Source organism: Spongiactinospora gelatinilytica (assembly GCF_003236385.1).
Lineage (GTDB): Bacteria > Actinomycetota > Actinomycetes > Streptosporangiales > Streptosporangiaceae > Spongiactinospora > Spongiactinospora gelatinilytica.
The window spans coordinates 1-389 of record NZ_POUA01000938.1 but is presented as its reverse complement, the minus strand read 5'-3'; the positions used below and the strand labels follow the sequence as shown (position 1 = coordinate 389).

At 62.0% G+C, this 389-nt stretch carries 1 protein-coding gene; it reads right to left on the bottom strand.

Annotation, left to right across the window (positions count from 1 at the left end; all coding sequences use genetic code 11):
* The coding region (locus tag C1I98_RS46885) for a sodium:solute symporter family transporter (RefSeq protein WP_497846420.1) at positions 1 to 389 on the bottom strand (389 nt) is incomplete at both ends.

The window sequence follows — 389 nt, the reverse complement described above, 5'->3', positions numbered from 1 at the left end:
CCATGAACGCGATGTTCTGCTTCTCGAAAGCGATGCCCAGCAGCACGGCGATCACGCCCAGCACCAGCGTGGTGATGCGCGAGACCTTCAGCTCGTCGGCGCTGTTGGCCTTGCCGTGCTTGAAAACCGTGGCGTAAAGGTCATGCGACACCGCCGATGCACCCGACAGCGTGAGCCCTGCTACCACCGCGAGAATCGTGGCAAACGCCACGGCCGAGATGAAGCCGTAGAACACGTCGCCGCCCACCGTCTTGGCCACCAGTACCGCAGCCATGTTGGCCGTGCCCGCGCCGCCCTTGATGACACCCTTGGCCACGTCGGACAGTTCGGGGTTCGTCAACACCAGCGTGATCGCACCAAAGCCGATGATAAAGATCAGGATGTAGAAG